Annotated in this window: 15 protein-coding genes; 6 read left to right on the forward strand and 9 right to left on the reverse strand. The window is 51.4% G+C overall.

The annotated features are described in order from the left end of the window. Positions 1 to 399 precede the first annotated feature (399 nt). From glnB to ABIC79_RS06595, 4 genes are all read right to left on the reverse strand, one after another. The gene (gene glnB, locus ABIC79_RS06580) at positions 400 to 738 is read right to left on the reverse strand and encodes a nitrogen regulatory protein P-II (RefSeq protein ID WP_013574351.1); all 339 of its coding nucleotides are present in this window, start codon (positions 736 to 738) and stop codon (positions 400 to 402) included. A gap of 154 nt (positions 739 to 892) precedes the next feature. Next, complete coding sequence (gene glrR, locus ABIC79_RS06585; RefSeq protein ID WP_013574350.1) at positions 893 to 2,230, reverse strand: two-component system response regulator GlrR; 1,338 nt, start codon at positions 2,228 to 2,230, stop codon at positions 893 to 895. After that, entirely contained in the window at positions 2,227 to 2,982 is a 756-nt protein-coding gene (gene qseG, locus ABIC79_RS06590) for a two-component system QseEF-associated lipoprotein QseG (RefSeq protein WP_013574349.1), read from the reverse strand. The genes glrR and qseG overlap by 4 nt, the downstream gene beginning before the upstream one ends. After that, on the reverse strand, positions 2,982 to 4,421 hold the full coding sequence (locus ABIC79_RS06595; RefSeq protein WP_015689470.1) for a sensor histidine kinase: 1,440 nt from the start codon (positions 4,419 to 4,421) through the stop codon (positions 2,982 to 2,984). Before ABIC79_RS06595 ends, qseG begins: the two co-directional genes overlap by 1 nt. A gap of 763 nt (positions 4,422 to 5,184) precedes the next feature. Between ABIC79_RS06595 and ABIC79_RS06600 the strand changes: the two genes are divergently transcribed. Beyond that, positions 5,185 to 5,907 carry a hypothetical protein gene (locus ABIC79_RS06600; RefSeq protein WP_354566644.1) on the forward strand — a complete coding sequence of 241 codons (723 nt, stop codon included), beginning with the start codon at positions 5,185 to 5,187 and terminating at the stop codon, positions 5,905 to 5,907. Positions 5,908 to 6,000: 93 nt separating this feature from the next. Next, the gene (locus ABIC79_RS06605) at positions 6,001 to 6,768 is read left to right on the forward strand and encodes a hypothetical protein (protein ID WP_013574346.1); all 768 of its coding nucleotides are present in this window, start codon (positions 6,001 to 6,003) and stop codon (positions 6,766 to 6,768) included. Between the two features lie 13 nt (positions 6,769 to 6,781). On the opposite strand, the gene mrdA2 is transcribed toward ABIC79_RS06605, so the two are convergent. Both mrdA2 and ABIC79_RS06615 read right to left on the reverse strand, forming a co-directional pair. Continuing rightward, positions 6,782 to 8,728 carry a peptidoglycan DD-transpeptidase MrdA2 gene (mrdA2, locus tag ABIC79_RS06610; protein ID WP_013574345.1) on the reverse strand — a complete coding sequence of 649 codons (1,947 nt, stop codon included), beginning with the start codon at positions 8,726 to 8,728 and terminating at the stop codon, positions 6,782 to 6,784. 207 nt (positions 8,729 to 8,935) lie between these two features. Then, positions 8,936 to 9,334, reverse strand: coding sequence for a hypothetical protein (locus tag ABIC79_RS06615; RefSeq protein ID WP_015689469.1), 399 nt, complete (start codon positions 9,332 to 9,334; stop codon positions 8,936 to 8,938). A 193-nt stretch (positions 9,335 to 9,527) separates the two neighbouring features. Here ABIC79_RS06615 and ABIC79_RS06620 point away from each other — a divergent pair, with 193 nt between their 5' ends. The 3 genes from ABIC79_RS06620 (at position 9,528) to ABIC79_RS06630 (ending at position 12,270) form a co-directional block, all read left to right on the forward strand. Beyond that, positions 9,528 to 10,304, forward strand: coding sequence for an alpha/beta fold hydrolase (locus ABIC79_RS06620; protein ID WP_013574343.1), 777 nt, complete (start codon positions 9,528 to 9,530; stop codon positions 10,302 to 10,304). Positions 10,305 to 10,680: 376 nt separating this feature from the next. Continuing rightward, on the forward strand, positions 10,681 to 11,931 hold the full coding sequence (locus ABIC79_RS06625; RefSeq protein WP_013574342.1) for an L-lactate MFS transporter: 1,251 nt from the start codon (positions 10,681 to 10,683) through the stop codon (positions 11,929 to 11,931). A 135-nt stretch (positions 11,932 to 12,066) separates the two neighbouring features. Beyond that, a complete protein-coding gene (locus ABIC79_RS06630) occupies positions 12,067 to 12,270 on the forward strand; it encodes a hypothetical protein (protein ID WP_013574341.1) in 204 nt (67 codons plus the stop codon). Between the two features lie 37 nt (positions 12,271 to 12,307). On the opposite strand, the gene ABIC79_RS06635 is transcribed toward ABIC79_RS06630, so the two are convergent. Both ABIC79_RS06635 and ABIC79_RS06640 read right to left on the reverse strand, forming a co-directional pair. Further along, on the reverse strand, positions 12,308 to 13,654 hold the full coding sequence (locus ABIC79_RS06635) for an enolase C-terminal domain-like protein (protein WP_112151297.1): 1,347 nt from the start codon (positions 13,652 to 13,654) through the stop codon (positions 12,308 to 12,310). Next, positions 13,647 to 14,984, reverse strand: a complete 1,338-nt coding sequence (locus tag ABIC79_RS06640) for an MFS transporter (RefSeq protein WP_013574339.1) — start codon at positions 14,982 to 14,984, stop codon at positions 13,647 to 13,649. Before ABIC79_RS06640 ends, ABIC79_RS06635 begins: the two co-directional genes overlap by 8 nt. A 677-nt stretch (positions 14,985 to 15,661) precedes the next feature. On the opposite strand from ABIC79_RS06640, the gene ABIC79_RS06645 reads away from it, so the two are divergent. Further along, a complete protein-coding gene (locus tag ABIC79_RS06645) occupies positions 15,662 to 15,799 on the forward strand; it encodes a hypothetical protein (RefSeq protein WP_013574337.1) in 138 nt (45 codons plus the stop codon). Positions 15,800 to 16,434: 635 nt separating this feature from the next. Here the strand turns inward: ABIC79_RS06645 and cspE are convergent. Next, on the reverse strand, positions 16,435 to 16,647 hold the full coding sequence (cspE, locus tag ABIC79_RS06650) for a transcription antiterminator/RNA stability regulator CspE (protein ID WP_013574336.1): 213 nt from the start codon (positions 16,645 to 16,647) through the stop codon (positions 16,435 to 16,437). Between the last annotated feature and the right edge of the window lie 269 nt (positions 16,648 to 16,916).

Here is a 16,916-nt window from a genome sequence, read left to right on the forward strand (position 1 = left end):
TGTGAAAACCACGATCAACGGAGATCAATCCACACCAGTTCCGGCCGCCTGATACTTTCACCCTGAATTGTTTTAGTGGGTGATTACAACGTATCTGACAGGTTATCTGAACTGGTATAACAACAAACGTGATTTTACTCTCACTTTTTCAATGAAGTCACAATAAAAACCCCACAAATTTCACACAAAACTAACAAATAGCATTTTTTGTGGTTATTGGCGGAGAGGAACTTTGGGGGCTGATGAACAGAATTAACCGCTAAGAACTGGATAAACAAAGAGTTGAGAAGTAATGTGGTTAAAAAAAGATTGGTATAACAAGACAGGAAGGAGGAAACGGGGAATAACAGAGGAAAAACTCAGGGCCGGTAACATCGTATTACCCGCCCTGATGAAACATTAAATCGCTTCTTCGTCCTGCTCGCCGGTACGGATACGCACCACACGCGCCACATCAAACACGAAGATTTTACCGTCGCCGATTTTACCGGTCTGCGCGGTGGTCATAATAGTTTCCACGCAGGTATCCACGATGTCATCCGCCACGACAATTTCGATTTTCACTTTTGGCAGGAAATCGACCATGTATTCCGCACCACGGTACAGTTCTGTGTGACCTTTCTGACGGCCAAAGCCTTTCACTTCGGTCACGGTCATCCCGGTAATCCCGACTTCAGCCAGTGCTTCACGGACATCGTCGAGTTTGAATGGCTTGATAATCGCATCAATCTTTTTCATGGCGGACCCTTATAATCATTCGTTTGCTCTCCGCCTTCCTGAGCGGCAGCATGGTTCACAATCTGGTTTCGGATGCCGGAGGCATGCGAAGGCGCTAAAGGTATCATAGTTCAGCGGCAGGAATGTACCTCAAGCCTCTGAAAGTAAATTCCCGTTACTCTTTAAAATCCGTCGCTTCTAATTCATGACGGGACAGCAACTTGTAAAACTCGGTGCGGTTACGCCCGGCAATACGTGCTGCCTGCGTCACGTTGCCTTTGGTGATTTGCAGCAACTTGCGCAGATAATTCAGCTCGAACTGATTACGTGCATCGGCAAACGTCGGCAGCGCGGTATTTTCACCTTCCAGCGCCTGTTGCACCAGCGCTTCGCTGATCACCGGTGCAGACGTCAGCGCCACACATTGCTCGATGACGTTCACTAACTGGCGCACATTGCCCGGCCAGCTGGCAGCCATCAGCCGTTTCAGCGCATCCGTCGAAAAACTGCGCACAAAAGGTTTATGTCGCTGCGCCGCAACACGCAGCAGATGATTGGCCAGCAGCGGAATGTCTTCTGATCTTTCACTCAACGTCGGCAGCTTCAGGCTGACGACATTGAGGCGATAAAACAGGTCTTCGCGAAACTCACCCTTCTCCATCGCTTTTGGCAAATCACGGTGCGTCGCAGAAATAATGCGCACATCCACATCGACATCCTGATTGCTGCCCAGCGGGCGCACCTTGCGTTCCTGCAACACGCGCAGCAATTTCACCTGCAGCGACAAGGGCATATCGCCGATTTCATCAAGGAATAACGTGCCGCCGGTCGCTGCCTGGAAAAGACCTTCACGGCTGCTCACCGCGCCAGTAAACGCCCCTTTGGCATGACCGAATAATTCGGATTCCAGCAACTGTTCCGGCAATGCGCCACAGTTAATGGCAATAAAGGCTTTCTTGCCGCGCGGGCTGGCACCGTGAATGGCCTGCGCCAGCACTTCTTTACCGGTGCCGCTTTGGCCGTTAATCAGCACGCTGACATCAGACTGTGCGACCATATTGGCCTGTTCAAGCAGACGCAACATAATCGGGCTGCGGGTGACAATCGATTCGCGCCAGCTTTCATCGACTGACGGGCTGGACTGCGCCAGCGCTTCATCGATAGCTTTATACAACGCATCGCGGTCAACCGGCTTGGTGAGAAATCCAAATACGCCCTGCTGGGTGGCAGCCACCGCATCGGGAATAGAACCGTGCGCCGTCAGAATGATCACCGGCATGCCGGGCTGGAATTTCTGGATTTCGGCGAAAAGCGCCATGCCGTCCATTTCATCCATGCGCAAATCGCTCAGCACCAGATCAATACGTTCGCGATGCAGCAAACGCAACGCTTCAGCGCCGCTTTCCGCCGTGGTGACGCGAAAACCTTCGCTGGTCAGGCGCATGCCCAACAGTTTTAACAGGCTGGGATCGTCATCAACCAGCAATAAGCTGGCAGCTTTACGTATCGTCATTTGGCGTTCTGATCCTTAGCGGGCGGCGCATAGGTTTCGGCAGGTTTGACCGGCTTACCGGATGTCGCTTTCGCAGGTACGCTGGCGTCGTTATCCGGCAAATCTCCCTGAATTTGTTTACGCGAGGAAAGCTGACGCTCAATGTCGGTCAGGTTTTCCAGTTTACGCCGCGTATCCGCAAGATTGTTTTCCAGCACCTGCTGTCCGGCGATCATCGTCTGAAGTTTTTCTTCATTCATCACCTGCTGACGGGCGTTGCGGGCTTTTTCATCCCCCAGCACCACCTGCAAATTCTGACGTTCACGCCATAACTGCACCAGCGGGCGAATCGAACCCGGCATCTGGCCACGGTACTCGCTCACTTTCGCCAGCAATGCGCGACGCTGTTGCTGATCGGGATCCGCGCCGGCAAGCAGGATGCTTTGTTTAAACACCTGTTCCCAACTTGTGGCCGGGATCTGTTGCGCCTGGTAACGCGCCTGCGCATCACTCATCCGGTCAGCGCAGTCCATCGCCCGTAACCAGTACAGCGAATTGGTCAGCGCGTCGCTGTCATCCAGCGCCCAGAGGGTTTCACAGGGCGCAATGCGAAAGTCGATCACTTTGCTGTCAGGCACGACCTGATCGGAAACTTGCTGATAATAGGGATTACTGGCGGAATGCGGCGCGCAGCCTGCAAGCACCAGCGGTATGCTCAATAAGATTACCCGGCAGCGTAACAGCACATGCAGCCAGCCTGAAAATTTCATCATTATTCATTCTTCTCAGCCGTCAGGGGCAATTCGATACGAAAACAGACGTCCGCATCCTCAACGGCAACCAGTTGCAGCTCTCCATGCATGCGGCGAATACAGTCCTGAGCAATACTCAACCCCAGACCGCTGCCTTTTACAGCCCCTTTCCTCTGCTGGCTACCCTGGTAAAAAGGTTCAAAAATCATCGTGCGCTCGGCCTGCGGGATCGGTATTCCGGTGTTCGCCACCTCGATTATCACCCGTCCGTTTTCCTGCCGGCTACGGACCCAAATAGTACCGGATTCAGCCCCGTAGTGCACCGCATTGGAATAGAGATTATCCAGCACCCGCCTCAGTAAGGTCGGTTCCGCCAGACACCGGGGTGCACCGATAATCACTTCACTGCGGATTTTCTTGGCGCGGGCGGGCAGGCTGTTAGCCGTTACGACGTCATCCACCAGCGCTTTAAGATCGACAAACACACTCAGCGTCGGCGCATCAGCCAGCTTGCGGTTGTAATCGAGCAGTTGTTCAATCAGCGTTTGCAGGTGACGGCTGCTGCTATTGAGGATAGCCACCACCTCTTTTTGATCCGGCGTCAGCGGCCCGGCCACTTCATCTGCCAGCAGTTCGGTGCCTTCACGCATACTGGCGAGCGGGGTTTTAAGTTCATGAGAAATATGGCGCAGGAATTCGTGGCGCTGTGATTCCAGCCAGGCAAGACGTTCACTCAGCCAGACGATGCGCTGCACCAGCGAGCGGATCTCCCGCGGCCCTTTGAAACGGGTCACATCGCCCAGATTACGTCCTTCACCCAGCCGGTTGATCATTCGTTCAACACCTTTCACCGGCCCGATAATCATGCGGGTGAACAGCACCACCAGCGCGCCACTGAGCAGAAAAAGTACCAGCGCCTGCCAGCCAAAGAACTGACCACGTTCGGCAATCGCGCGCTGGAGTTGCTGTCCGCGCGAGAACACCACTTCCCGCGTCGCCTGAACCATTTCGGCATTGGTGCGCGAGAAATTTTCCAGCCGTGCAGAGGAATCTTTATCCGGCGAGTTATTCAGGCAGGCCGGTTGTGTCAGTTGAGTCAGTAAGGTGCGCAACGTCTGGTAATAGCGTAAATCCGGCAGCACAGACGCATGGGCATCCAGCAACTGGGCATATTGCTTGTGCTGATTCTGATAAAGGCGGGAAAGGGTCGGATCGTCAAGGACGCAATACTGGCGGTAGCTGCGCTCCATCTCCAGCGCGATGCCGGACATCGATTCACTGCGACGCGCATCACTCAGCGTGGTGCGGTTGATACGCGCCGCCTGCCGGCTGAGCTGATCCAGGCTGTCATAGGCCTGATAGGCCAGCACCAGCAACGGCAGCATCACCAGCAGGAAAGCCATTAAGACCAGCTGACGTAACGAGCCGGGGAATAAACGTCCTCTTTTCAACGCATTCATCTCATTGACCACCGATAACGTCATGCTAGCGGACAACGGTTTGAACAGCCAGTGTCAGAGAGGATATGTAAAAGGATTGGGAAACAAAAAGGCAGACTTCAGAGGGGTTGGTGTTGCAGAACATCCTGACGGATGTTCTGCAAACCGGAAGAGGTGGTGCCTCACTCAACGTGTCGTTCGATGTTTGATAACGTGCTTGCGCAACGATTATCGGTCGGGTGAACGATAGGCACCGTTTCTTTGGCGTCATTCGGACATTATGAGCATATCAACGCTTTCGCGTGAGCCAATCATAATCAGGTGAATGAGCAACTGCCCGATTCTAGCAGGATGCGTGCCAACTTTAAAGTTTAATTATCAACCAGATGAATTTAAAGGTTTTTTATTTTAAATGTGTTTTCAGGCATCTGCACGACGTGCAATAACCCGTTTAAAAAACACCCGGAGTGTCGCCAAAACCCAACAGTATTCGATGAAGTAATTCAAACGCTTAATTATCAATATATTAAATGTCTCCAAATGACGACAGCACATAACGTGATTGTCGCCATTTTATGACACACGCTGTTTCGCAGGGGGATGACGGCGTTCCGCCGCAGAAAATATACGCAATGAAAAAATCTGCCGGTTTCACGGCCGCTTATACCTCCCGTTAAAGAGAAACTGCAATATCATTATTCTTAAGAAGTGATTAAGTCATTAAAAAAAACTCATATGTTATATTCCTCACCATATTCCCCTAAAATTTACCCGCGAGATTATTATGTTTTCACATAAAAAATCAGGAATTCATTTTATTAAAAAGCAGGATATTAAATATTCATCTGGAGATAAGGAAAAAATACTCAACAGTTGGCGTTCCCTGCCGAAAAACTATTTGCTGGTTCATGCCTTTGAGGGTGAAGAAAGTCCTTTTTGCCAGCACCGCGCAGAGTCTATTTTAAGCAGTTGGGATATTATCAGCACCTCGTTGGTTGACTTAAAAGATATTAAACCCTTAACCAAAATTAAACGCTATACCGGGATGTATTGCACCACAGCCTTAATTCTGGATGTCCCGGTGCAAAATATTCTTGGGACGCATCCGACTGACGTCTGGTTTCCTAATCATATCGGGCGTGAAAATGGCTATGCAGCGGGAAGAATTATCGATGCTTCAGCCCTGAGTCGGGCGATATTCCGGGGAGAAGGCAAAGAAGATTACCATTGTGAAGGTGGATATCAACGACTGCTGACACCTCAGTCGCTTCTGTCAGAAGATAAAAAAACACGCTCTATCGAATCACATAATGAGGTACTCATTATTGGTCGCCCGGGAGTTAAGTTATATGCAGGTCTGCCGGCAACACAAAGGATCCGGGTGCGCAAAATAGTCGTTGCCGAACCAACAGAGAGTAACAGCATGTATGACTATTATGCAGGCTCACCAGAAACAGTCGCCGCTAAAGTGGCGGAAATCAACGAATTAGAATACGAAATAGTTTGAAGGAATTTCGATAAGTACAGGATCCCGCCTGATGTAACACCATAACGATGAAAGCAGACTTAATAAAATATTGACTATTTCAGGATTGATATCATGCCATTTTTCAAAAAGAAAACCCCGACATTATCGCCGCATGCAATGTATTTAGCTGAGCGGGAAAAGCGGGGCGATAGAATAAAAGCGCGGAATCTGCAAAAAGCAGCCATACTGCAAAGCTGGGCCGTACTGCCTGAGCGCCATGTTTTGGTCCATACCTTTGAACTGCAAGAAAGCCCGTTCTGCCGTCAGGACGCAGCCTCCCTGTTTAATAGTTGGGATGTCTTCAGCACATCATTGGTTGATTTAAACGATATTAAAAAATTCACGACAGAGTCTTTTCGTTACACAGGGATGTATCACAACATCGCGCTGGTTCTTGACGTCCCCCGACAAAATATCCTCGGGACATTCCCGCGTGACGTGTGGTTTATGAACCATGCCGGACGGGAAGGATGTAACCCCCAAGGGCGGGTGCTCCAGCCCTATGGACTTGTGGAGTGCATTCAGAGCGGAAGAGGGGTAGGTGACTTCAGATGCGAGGGTGGCTATCAGCAACTTTTGACCCCCGCGGCTCTCATGACGCAAGATAAAGTGATCCGTAATCAATTTACCCACAATGAAATACTGATTATCGGCCGCCAGGGTCTGAATCTCTATGACGGGCTCCCCGCAACTCAAAGCATCCGGGTGACGAGAGTGTTAGGCGCCGATAAGAGGCAGTCTCCTGACTACAGTAAAGTCCCTGCTGGTCACATGAAGACCACGGAAGAGATTGGAAAACACGTTGCCCGGCTCAACAACGTGCCCTTTGAAATGCTCTGATCACACGCCCGGATCAATGCTCACTGAAACCGAGTGAATTTGGCGCCGGCACCGGTTGTTCGCAGTCTGCCGGATTATCCGCTTTGGCCGGATCACACATCACCGCCTGCGGCGGCAGGAAAATATGGTCGAGGATCGCCCGCGCGGTCGGCCCGGCCACCACACCATCACCGCCGCCATTTTCCATGATCAGCGCCATCACCACCGTCGGGTGTTTATAAGGCGCAAACGCAGTATAGAAAATATGGTCGCGCAAACGTACCGGCGTCATTTTGGCGTTATACACCTGATTTTCGCGCAGACTGAATACCTGTGATGTTCCGGATTTTGCCGCAATCTGATAAGGCGCGGTGTGGAAAAGTTTATAACCGGTACCATTCGGGAGATTAGCCATCCCGAACATCCCGTTTTTCACGATGCCCCAGATGGGCGATTTCGGGTCAGCGATTTGCTGCGTCGGCGGCATTTTATACGGCGTGATCACTTTGCCGCTTTTGGCGGAATATAACAGGTGAGGCGTTTCCAGTTTACCGTTGTTCACCAGTGCGCTCAGCGCCCGCACCATCTGGATCGGCGTCGCCACCCAGTAGCCCTGACCGATACCGACAGACACCGTATCGCCCTGATACCAGCCCTTTTTATGTACCTTCAGTTTCCATTCACGACTCGGCAGCACACCGTTATATTGCTCATCGAGATCAATACCTGTCGACTGCCCGTAACCAAATTTGCTCAGCCAGGTATGAATACGATCGATGCCCATTTCATAGGCCACCTGGTAGAAGAAAGTATCAGCGGACTCTTCGATAGCTTTGGTGACATTCAGCAGGCCGTGACCGGTTTTCAGCCAGTCGCGGTAATGCCGTTCTGTACCCGGCAGCGTCCAGGTCGGCGCACCAAAGAACGTGGTTTGTGGCGTGATCACCCCTTCAAACAGCGCCGATGTTGCCATAAACGGTTTCACCGTCGAGGCCGGCGGATACAGCCCCTGGGTCACACGGTTGATCAGCGGCAGATCCGGGTTCTTCAGTAACGCGCTGTATTGCTTACTGGAAATGCCGTTCACAAACGGGTTCGGATCATAACTCGGGCTGGAGACCATCGCTTTGATCCCGCCGTCACGCGGATCCATCACCACCACTGCCGCACGCTGCCCTTTCAGCACTTTTTCGATGTACTGCTGCAAATCCAGATCAAGCGTCAGATAGATATTTTGCCCGGCCTGCGGCGGAACCTCTTTCAGTAAACGCACCACATGACCGTGGTTATCGACCTCGACTTCCTGATATCCGGTGCGACCATGCAAAATGTTTTCATAGTATTTTTCAACGCCCTGCTTACCGATATCGTGGTCAGCCGCGTAATTCTCAGCGATACCCTCCGCCTCGAGGCGTTTGGCATCTCTGTCGTTTATCTTCGAAACATAACCCACAACATGCGCCAGTTCCGCACCGTACGGATAACGGCGCTGCTGATAGGTGCTGATAGAGACGCCGGGGAAATCAAACTGATTGACGGAAAAACGCGCCACTTCAACATCCGTCAGCGCCAGCTTCAGAGGGATCTGCGCAAAGCGACGTCCGTGGATCATCGCATCGTGAAAACTGTCCAGATCGTCCTGTGTCAGATCGACAATGGGTTTCAGCGCATTCAGCGTGGCGTTGAGATCAGGCACTTTTCCCGGGATGACTTCAATCTGGTACAGGGTGATATTTTGCGCCAGCACGACACCGTTGCGATCCATGATCAACCCGCGACTGGGCGCGATCGGCAGCATTTTGATGTCATTCTGATTCGAGCGGGTCTGATAAAAATCATGCATGCCCACCTGCAGGTGATACAGGTTAAACACCAGCGCAGACGACAGGAGGATCACCACCATAAATGCGATCACGGCACGACGAACGAAAAGGACGGACTCGGCAGTATGGTCGCGGATTTCGTCGTTAAGTAAGGCCATAAGCGGGCAAATACCTTTTTTGTCTGCTTCTTGAAGCGGGCGAAAATGAAAAAAAGTGGGGACCGGAAAAGTGCGCAAGGATAGCCCGTCGTGCAACAGGCGACTATAAGAAGTGTGCTAATGAACTGGCAGGAGTGTTTCTATTTATTGCAGGGCGTTGCGGACAGACGTAACGCCCGGATTCAGAAAATGCTGTGGCCAGGATTTTTACTTCGCGGTATTCACTTTGCAATCTCCGTAAACATAACCTTCGGTTTGCGTGGCGACAACAAAACTGTCTTTTACGTGAATATACATCAGGTTATCTTGTGCACCGGCTTTCATGGGCTGATTGTCTTTGCCGATGATGTCCGTCAGTTCCGGGCTGGTGACCATTTTGCTGCCATCCGGAGAAAAGCTGAACGTATTACCCGCATCATAGACCTGTGCGTTTTTATTGACGACTTCAGAAACATCGTTGCCATCATCAGACTGCGTGTGGTGCGTTAATACACATTGATACTGAGTGACAGCAGATGCTGAAAACGACGCCAACACCAGGGTAACCGCCACAAAACTGCCTAACCTGACCATCAGATAAATCCATAAAGTGAGCAAGGGTTCCATGCTATCACTTGTCTGGCTGATAGAAAGAGTCCGGAAAAAAAATATTCACATGCTGAATGACTTAACGGGAATCCACCATCATTGATGATGCCGCCAGTCCCGGATGCGTGTTCACCCCTTTTTTATACTGCCGCTAAGAAAAATCCTGCCTATAATCCGCAGATTGCACTTAAGTGATTAACAAAGGATTGAGATGAAATCGTTCAAAGTACCCGGTATGGAAATGCAGTTACGTTTCCACGAGTTACCAGGGCTGGGTGTGCCGCTGGTCTTTTTACACGGTCTCGGCTGTGCAGCTTCCTGCGATTTTCCACGGGTGGCGACAGATGCTTCCCTGCGCCCGCGTCGCTCGCTGCTGCTGGATTTCGCCGGTTCAGGTTACAGCGATAAACCCGATGATTTCAGCTACAGCCTCCGGGCGCATACTGATTGTGTGATTGCCTGGCTGGAAAGCCTGGGTGTGCCACAGGTCAATTTAATCGGTCACAGCATGGGCGGCAGCATTGCCATTATGGTGGCAGCGCAGCGCCCTGACCTGATCCAGCGCCTGATTGTCGCCGAGCCAAATCTGGATGCCGGCGGCGGCACCTTCAGCCGCGCGGTGACTCAGTATTCAGAAGAAGCATATCTGCGCGAGGGCCATACACATCTGATTGATGTCGCCGTACGCGGGAATAATCACATCTGGGCAGGATGTATGAGCATCGCCTCGCCGCTGGCCATCCACCGTCAGGCGGTCGGGCTGGTAAAGGGGGAAACGGTATCATGGCGCGAACAGCTTTATCAGCTTGAAATGCCTGCGACGGTGTTGTTTGGTGAGTTTTCACTGCCTGAACCGGATGTCGCCGTTTTGCCGCAACATGGTGTTCAGACCGCCATTGTGCCGCAAGCCGGTCACTCGATGATGTGGGAAAACCCGACCGGCGTCGCGGCCGCGATTAATGCCGCGCTGAATACCGGGGCCTTGTAGACCGGAACGCAGAAACAAAAACGAGCTCAAACGGCTCGTTTTTTTCACCTTATTAATAATTAATCGTTTAAAACTCCCCCGGTCAGAATCTTTCTGATGCAGCCAGTGACACAACGAAACCTTTGTAACCCTGCCTGAAAAAACTAAATAACAGATTAGTGATCCAGATCAACTAAAACCCGCGCCCCGCAAGGCCTGCAGCGGTGTTTTAAGTCCAATTTTGAGCTGATTTTAGCCAGAAAATGGCGACTCATGCCGTCATGGATGCATTTCATTCCGCAACTCATGCATCTCACTCCACAAATCATCCGCATCCATTCCGCGGACTTATCATAGCCACAGTTAATTGAATCTACTTCGCTCGGGAGAACCCACTATGAGTGACAAATCTGGCATGCAGAACGACAACCGTACCCGCTGGCTGACACTGGCCGGTACCATTCTTACTCAGCTTGCACTGGGTTCCGTTTATACCTGGAGTCTCTTTAACGGTCAGTTGTCCGAAAAACTCGGCGAACCGATCAGCCGCGTTGCGCTGACGTTCGGTATCCTGAGTCTGTGTCTGGCTCTCGCCTCTTCCGTTGCGGGTAAACTTCAGGAACGGTTTGGTGTGCGTGCCGTCACCATCGCCGCCGGTTTACTGATGGCCGCCGGTTTCGCGCTGACCGCCCATTCCGATAACGTGATCATGCTGTACATCAGCGCCGGCGTGCTGGTCGGTCTGGCGGACGGTGCCGGTTACCTGCTGACCCTCACCAACTGCGTGAAATGGTTCCCTGAGCGTAAAGGCATGATTTCAGCCTGTTCAATCGGTGCTTACGGGCTGGGCAGTCTGTTATTCAAATTCGTCTGCGGTCATCTGCTGGCGACGGAAGGTTTGCAAAACACTTTCATGATCTGGGGTGGTGTGGCGATGGTGATGGTGATTGCCGGCGCACTGATGATGAAAGATGCGCCGAAACAGGAAACATCAGCCGTCACCCGTGAGGAAAACACCCTGAACGATAACAGCAACGACAGCCGTGATTTCACCCTGGCCGAAGCCATTCGTGCACCGCAATACTGGATGCTGGCGCTGATGTTCCTGACCGCCTGCATGAGTGGTTTGTATGTGATTGGTGTGGCGAAAGATATCGGTCAAAGCCTGGTTAAACTGGATGCGCTGACCGCCGCCAACGCCGTAACCGTGATTGCGATTGCTAACCTGAGCGGCCGCCTGGTGTTGGGTGTGTTGTCTGACAAAATGCAGCGTATCCGCGTTATCTCTATCGCGCAGATTGTGTCGCTGGCCGGTATGAGCATGATGCTGTTCACCCAGATGAACGAAATGATGTTCTTCCTCTCCGTGGCCTGCGTCGCTTTCAGCTTCGGTGGAACCATCACCGTTTACCCTTCACTGGTCAGCGACTTCTTCGGCCTGAACAACATGACCAAAAACTACGGCCTGCTGTATCTGGGCTTCGGTATCGGCAGCATCTTTGCCTCACTGGTGGCTTCCCTGTTCGGTGGCTTCGCAGTGACCTTCAGCATCATCACTGTATTATTGATTGTGTCATTGGTTCTTTCTGCCACAATTCGCTTACCGAATAAGTCAGAAGAAGCGCATAATACGCTCCAGCACGTGTAACACAGCAGCTGAGCACAGCATAAATGATGAACGGGAGCACAATTAGCTCCCGTTTCTTATGAAGAAAGCATATAAAATCGGCCGCTGAATCACGTACCCTTATGACAAAATGTGAACAGACCGGACACCTGCAAAATGAAACGCATTACCCTCGCTCTTTTTGGCCTGATGATCTCAATGACCACGTTCAACAGTTTCGCTCAGGCTTACCCTTCCAGCGCTCAGGAAGTGGCTTCTGAACTGAACCGTAAAGCCAGCGAAAGCAGCACCAGACCTTCCACAACTATCGATGCCAGCGCGCATAACAAACTGAACGCCCGCACCGATTATTTGAAATAAAACTCGCTTAAGTCACCACACGCCAGTCAGCCCGACGTCAGCGAACCAAAGTGGCGCGCTTGCCGTCAAACGCCCAGCCGCGGATCAGATACTGCATGGCGATCGCATCATCGCGATCTTTGTGCCGCAGGTTGTTGTAACGCTGATGGGCGATGCCGACGGCATCCATATCCAGTTCAACGCCCAGCCCCGGCAGTTCATTCAGCGCCAGTTTACCGTCTTTAATCTGCAACGGGTTTTTGGTCAGATGCTGTCCCTCCTGCCAGATCCAGTGTGTATCAAATGGCGTGATCTCGCCGGGCGCGGCCGCCCCGAGATGCGCCAGCATCGCCAGCGACACATCAAAGTGATTGTTCGAATGACAGCCAAGCGTCAGCCCCCACGCATTACATAATGTGCCGATGGTATTCGCCCCGCGCATCGACCAGTAATGGGGATCAGCCAGCGGGATATCGATCGCATTCAGTTGCAGCGCATGGCTCATCTGCCGCCAGTCGTTGGCAATCATATTGGTCGCGACCGGTAATCCGGTGGCGCGCTTAAATTCCGCCAGCGTTTCACGTCCGGAAAACCCCTGCTCCGCGCCACACGGATCTTCAACGTAAGACAAAATCCCGTGCATGTTTTTGCACAGCGAAATCGCCTGATCCAGCGACCAGGACGCATTCGGGTCCACAGTAATACGCGCCTGCGGGAAGCGTTTTTTCAGTGCCCTGACCGTTTCTATTTCGACTTCACCCGCCTGCACGCCGCCTTTAAGTTTGAAATCTTTAAAACCGTATTTATCCTGTGCCGCTTCCGCCAGTTGCACCACTTTTTCGTGGCTCATGGCCTCCTGATGACGCAGGTGATACCACGGATGCTGCCCCGCCTGCGCCTTTCCTGGCTGATAATCCAGATCGGTTTTCTGCCGGTCGGCAATATAAAACAGATAACCGAGCACCGGCACTTCATCGCGCTGTTTACCGGGGCCGAGCAGTTGCGCCACCGGCTGATTGAGAAACTGCCCCATCAGATCCAGCAGTGCGGTTTCCAGAACCGCGACGGCATTGTGATGACGTTCGAGATCCCACGGCCGGAAGCCCGGCAGCACCGGTTTCGGCTGACGGTTTTCCTCCAGATCCCGTTTGTGCAAATCGCTCACCAGCTGATTCATGATGCCAATTTTCTGCCCGACGATATGCGGGATGGCATCATTGAGGATCTTCAGCACCACGCCGGTGGCGGGCGCTTCGCCCACGCCGGTATGTCCGGCACTGTCTTTGAGCACCAGCAAAATACGGGTGAAATAACAGTTATGTGCACCGGCAATGTTCAGCAGCATGCTGTCGTAACCGGCGACCGGAATGACCTGCATTTCGACAATTTTAGGCGTATCAGACATGACGTTTTGGCTCCATTCCCTGCGGGGCGTGATATTCAGGTTGCGTTGGCGTGCGGTGAGTTTTGGTGAAGAACAGCGTGATAGCGGCGAAAACCGAAATTCCGCTGAGGATATACAAACCCGCAGTGGTGCTGCCGGTGGTTTGTTGCAGATAACCAAACACCGCCGGTGCGAAGAAACCGCCGAGATTGCCCAGCGAATTGATCAGCGCAATCCCCGGTGCCACGATGGATGACGGTAGCTGACTTTGCGGGATCGGCCAGAACAATACCGCGCTGGATTTCGTCCCGATACACACCACGCACAGCGCAAATAAGCCAAACCACGGACTGCCGACCGTACACAGGCAGGTGCCGATCGCAGCCACAATCAACGCCAGCGCCAGAATGGTTTCGCGACTGCCGCGGAAACGGTCGCTGACGCGGCCAAGAATATTGATGGCGATAATGGCGCAAATCCACGGAACGGAATTCAGCATGCCGATCTGGAAGGGGGAAAGCCCCTGAATGCGGCCGATGATCTCCGGTTGCCAGAACACCAGCGTGTAACCGGTCATGCACATCACAAAGAACAGGAAACACAGGTACGCCATTTTGCCGTCAGTGATCAGCTTCCAGCGCGACTGACCCTGCGTATGTAAATCACGCGAACTGGATTCCGTGCTCAGCGCATTACTCAGCGCAAGTTTCTCTTCAGCAGTCAGCCATTTTGCCTCTTCAGGTTTCGACACCAGGAAGAATGCCGCCACGATCCCTACCAGCACCGACAGCGCACCTTCGATAAACAGCACCCACTGCCAGCCCGGCAATCCCATAAAGTCATGCAGTTCCAGCAGGCCACCGGTAACCGGGCCGGAGAGCAAGTACGCGGCTGCTGAACCGGTGAGGATCAAAGCCGTGGCACGGCCGCGGTAAACATTCGGCACCCATTTGCGGAAATAGAACAGGATCCCAGGGAAGAAACCGGCTTCAGCGACACCGAGCAGAAACCGCAGCACGTAGAATTGCATCGGTGTGGTGACGAAGCCCATGGCAAAGACCACCGCACCCCAGGTGATCATGATGCGCGTCAGCCAGACACGCGCGCCATACTTGTCCATCAGCATGTTGCTGGGAATTTCAAACAGCGCGTAACCGACGAAGAACAGCCCGGCACCGAAACCGAACGCTGCCGTGCTGATGCCTACGTCGGTTTCCAGGCTATGCTTGATGAATCCGACATTGGTGCGGTCGATTTGGTTAATGATCAACATCAGGATGAGCATCGGAATGGTGCGGGCAAAGAATTTGCGGTTTGCACTGCGTACCGCTTTGTTTTCATGACCGTTCATGGTGTTCCCTTAGCGTTGAAATTATGAACAACTGCAACACTAAGTAAGATGTGTACACCGGGATTTACCATTGTGCAGTCGCCCAAGCTTTGATCACCCGCAAGGACTCACTGGCCTTATTACTGCATATTATCAATGCATTAAACGATGTGCATAAGCACAATCATCTCCCCTGCTTCGTCATTGCTTTTGGGCAGATTAGCGAGATGCTTCACAGTTCAGAAAGGGATTTCTCAGACACATTGCTTAAAATAAAAGCACATATTTATCCATATGGATTATATGTTTGTTATAATTGCATCATGAAACAAATGATTGGGACAATTCGTCCCGCACAAGGAGTGTGAAATGAAGGCCACTGCTTTTTGGTTAATGATGGCAGGAGGCTCTGTCGGGATCGGTTATGTGATGGCCCTGATGATGGAACTTCTGTGAGTAAACAGCGTTAGCGACGACGGATAAATAAGGACATTTCATGGCATTTTACAGCCCTAAACGCATCATTCTTTATACTGCCTCTGCGATTGCGCTGCTGGTGATCGTTGGTTTGGTCACGTATTTCACTGTCGGCCATTTAGGCGCATAACGCCTTTCCCTCTGCTTTCTCTTCCTGTGGCGATACTTGCCGTATCGTCGCATAATGCTGCCATTCATTAAGCTATGCGGAAGGATTCATCATGACATACAAAGGATTAATGATTGTTGCCGTGGTTATCGTGCTGGCAAGCATCGGTTCTGAGTCTCTGATACAGAAGGGCATTGCGCTGGCGGACAGCAAAATTGATCAGGTGATTACGCATTATGCGGACAAATAAGGCTTACATCTGCTGGATTAACCTTACCGGGCGATGACAAAACCATACACAAGGTTTGATATCTTAAATCCATCAAATGTTGTGTGATGTCCCTGTGTAATACCCCTGTAGAACCCTGTTATTTTGCCCGCCGCGTGCGGGCTTTTTTTTGCCTGTTTTTCGGCAAAGGCAGCAATTGAGGTTGGATTGGGATCGGGATTGAACACAAAGCTTATTCACGAATAATTCGAGTTGCAGGAAGGCGGCAACAGAACGCGTCCCCGGGAGCATACATCAGTATGTGACTGGGGTGAGTGATGGCGGCCAACGCAGAGCCAGTCCAAAGGATAAAGGGAATTTGCCGGTGCTTTCCCGGCCGTCATATTATGGCGCAAGCGTCCATCGAACACTCCGACATTGCGCGGCCTGAGCACGGCCATTTCATAACAGAAAAAACAACGGGTGAAATAATCCAACTGGCTTTTCTGTTATGGCTCCCGGAAATAAATTCAGAAGCTTATATATAATAAACCCCGGCGTTGGCCAGGGTTTATTTTTGTCATTGATAATGTCGATATTGAAACAATTATTCTGGCTGCTCCGGGTTTAACCCATCTTCGCTATTGCAGAGTGTTTGCCTTCAATATCAGGCGACATTACAGAACGACAACGTTACCCGCTGATGGGCCTTTCTGACCATTTTCGATGGTGAACTCAACGTTCTGACCTTCGTCCAGGGTTTTGAAATCATTGCTCTGGATTGCAGAGAAGTGAACGAACACGTCTTTGCTGCCGTCTGCAGGGGAGATGAAACCGAAACCTTTACCAGCGTCAAACCATTTTACTAAACCAGTCATTTTATTAGACATAGAAAATACCTTCTTCGTTTTTATTTTATGATGCCATAGGGCAATATAGGTCTGTTTTTATTTGAAATACTTATGGATGCATCAGAGAAGGAAATTCGTCGGAGAAAGGATTTGCTACATCACTTGAACCAGGAACTGCTTTACTAAAATGTCTTACATAAATAGGTCTTAACCACAAACCGTTGACGCTATTTACACACAGGCGGATTTATTAAGCAAGCTTTTATTTCAACAGGATTATATTACCGGCGGATTTATTCCAACCGGAA

The sequence above is a fragment of the Rahnella sp. 2050 genome, assembly GCF_040544515.1.
GTDB classification, from domain to species: domain Bacteria; phylum Pseudomonadota; class Gammaproteobacteria; order Enterobacterales; family Enterobacteriaceae; genus Rahnella; species Rahnella aceris.

Coding starts and splice junctions, on each gene's coding strand:
- glnB (WP_013574351.1), bottom strand. CDS start 738: ATGAAAAAGATTGATGCGATTATCAAGCCATTCAAACTCGACGATGTC.
- glrR (WP_013574350.1), bottom strand. CDS start 2,230: ATGACGATACGTAAAGCTGCCAGCTTATTGCTGGTTGATGACGATCCC.
- qseG (WP_013574349.1), bottom strand. CDS start 2,982: ATGATGAAATTTTCAGGCTGGCTGCATGTGCTGTTACGCTGCCGGGTA.
- ABIC79_RS06595 (WP_015689470.1), bottom strand. CDS start 4,421: ATGAATGCGTTGAAAAGAGGACGTTTATTCCCCGGCTCGTTACGTCAG.
- ABIC79_RS06600 (WP_354566644.1), top strand. CDS start 5,185: ATGTTTTCACATAAAAAATCAGGAATTCATTTTATTAAAAAGCAGGAT.
- ABIC79_RS06605 (WP_013574346.1), top strand. CDS start 6,001: ATGCCATTTTTCAAAAAGAAAACCCCGACATTATCGCCGCATGCAATG.
- mrdA2 (WP_013574345.1), bottom strand. CDS start 8,728: ATGGCCTTACTTAACGACGAAATCCGCGACCATACTGCCGAGTCCGTC.
- ABIC79_RS06615 (WP_015689469.1), bottom strand. CDS start 9,334: ATGGAACCCTTGCTCACTTTATGGATTTATCTGATGGTCAGGTTAGGC.
- ABIC79_RS06620 (WP_013574343.1), top strand. CDS start 9,528: ATGAAATCGTTCAAAGTACCCGGTATGGAAATGCAGTTACGTTTCCAC.
- ABIC79_RS06625 (WP_013574342.1), top strand. CDS start 10,681: ATGAGTGACAAATCTGGCATGCAGAACGACAACCGTACCCGCTGGCTG.
- ABIC79_RS06630 (WP_013574341.1), top strand. CDS start 12,067: ATGAAACGCATTACCCTCGCTCTTTTTGGCCTGATGATCTCAATGACC.
- ABIC79_RS06635 (WP_112151297.1), bottom strand. CDS start 13,654: ATGTCTGATACGCCTAAAATTGTCGAAATGCAGGTCATTCCGGTCGCC.
- ABIC79_RS06640 (WP_013574339.1), bottom strand. CDS start 14,984: ATGAACGGTCATGAAAACAAAGCGGTACGCAGTGCAAACCGCAAATTC.
- ABIC79_RS06645 (WP_013574337.1), top strand. CDS start 15,662: ATGACATACAAAGGATTAATGATTGTTGCCGTGGTTATCGTGCTGGCA.
- cspE (WP_013574336.1), bottom strand. CDS start 16,647: ATGTCTAATAAAATGACTGGTTTAGTAAAATGGTTTGACGCTGGTAAA.